The organism is Photobacterium japonica, assembly GCF_050337005.1.
In the GTDB taxonomy this organism is placed as follows: Bacteria; Pseudomonadota; Gammaproteobacteria; order Enterobacterales; family Vibrionaceae; genus Photobacterium; species Photobacterium japonica.
The window spans coordinates 1-922 of sequence record NZ_JAKJSN010000131.1; the positions used below are offsets into that span (position 1 = coordinate 1).

Annotated in this window: 2 protein-coding genes; both read left to right on the plus strand. The window is 29.2% G+C overall.

Annotated features, from left to right (window positions below):
- On the plus strand, positions 1 to 654 hold a 654-nt coding region (locus tag L4C36_RS23780), incomplete at its 5' end, for a hypothetical protein (RefSeq protein ID WP_428480215.1).
- Positions 641 to 922 (plus strand): hypothetical protein (locus L4C36_RS23785; RefSeq protein WP_428480216.1); only part of this gene is annotated, 282 nt, incomplete at its 3' end. The genes L4C36_RS23780 and L4C36_RS23785, both read left to right, overlap by 14 nt.

Sequence of the window (922 nt, forward strand, 5' to 3'; positions counted from 1 at the left end):
ATTACAAGGGGTGAGCAACTATTATTAGTGTTAAATTTTATCATCTATTTTAGATTGAGTTTTTCCAAAACATATAACTCAAGATTTAGTTCTTTCTTTATACCAAAAGCTACAATAGTTTTTGCATTCTTCGGATTGGTTACAGCTTTAAATTATATATCAATTTACTTACCTGACACATGGAGAATGCTTACTGAGAAGTTCATGTTTTTTGTTTCTTCCGATTTAAATCATGATCAATCTAGTTCGGTAAGAACTCACGAATACATAGCAATATTCAATATTGAAAATTGGGTATCTTCATTCTATCTGATATTTGGTAAAGGCTGGCTTGGTACATTTTCATTACCACAAGAAATAGTATATAACTTAACACAAGCAGATTTTTCTCTATCAGATATAGCCAATAATAAATTTTATAGTCCTCACGGATTTATAGGATTTCATGTTTTAAAATTTGGCTTGATTGGGAGTTTTGTCGTGTTTTATTCACTATTGTCAAAGGTTAATTTTAAAAACCAACATGTAAATAAAATCAACCCATTGGCTATTCTTATTCTTCCTGCGACACTTTATATCGGATACTTCAGCCCAATATTTGCTTTCTTTTCTTCGATTATTCTTACTACTTGCAAGCTATATGATGCTAAATGAAATAGTAAAAAACCTAAGTAAAGTTCTAAGTGGTAATGTTTTTGCTGCAATTTTAGCTTTCGGTGTAAACATATACTTAATTAATAATACAACCTCTTTGGTCTCAAGCGAAGTTTTATATTTCTATAGTTCTATATTGATAATTGCTACCGTATTTGAACTTGGATTAGCAAATTATTTTATATCAAAGAATTTAAATCAAAAAGATGAGGTCCTTGTAGCTAGCTTTACGATAAGTATGATATTTATACTAACCGTATTACTAGTT